We start from the raw sequence: 398 nt of genomic DNA, 5'->3' as shown, positions 1-398 counted from the left end.
CGCCAAGAACATCGCCAAGCGCGTCGGCACCGTCGGTCTCAGCGTCACGCCGCGCGACCTTTCGCATTCCATCGACGGCATGGCGCAGCTGGTGCTGATCCAGGTGCAGGGGGTCATCGAGGAATATGCCGCCGCTGATGCCGCGGCGCTTGCCAAGCTCCGCAACGACGACGAGCGCATCGACGTTAAATACACCTCGGTGTTCCGCGAACTTTTGACCTACATGATGGAAGATCCGCGCAACATCACCGCTTGCACGCATCTGTTGTTCTGCGCCAAGAATCTGGAGCGCATCGGCGACCATGTCACCAACATCGCCGAGAACGCCTACTACGTGCTGACCGGCCAGCAACTGCCCGCCAATCGTCCGAAGCTGGACGAGACGGCGATGTCGGCGC

The 398-nt window shown here is 61.8% G+C and carries 1 protein-coding gene; it reads left to right on the top strand.

Going from position 1 to position 398, the window contains the following annotated elements:
- On the top strand, nt 1–398 hold a 398-nt coding region (locus EOA27_RS40200), incomplete at both ends, for a PhoU domain-containing protein (protein ID WP_281059542.1).

Source organism: Mesorhizobium sp. M2A.F.Ca.ET.037.01.1.1 (assembly GCF_003998075.1).
Lineage (GTDB): Bacteria > Pseudomonadota > Alphaproteobacteria > Rhizobiales > Rhizobiaceae > Mesorhizobium.
This window is presented reverse-complemented; position numbering and strand designations above follow the sequence as displayed.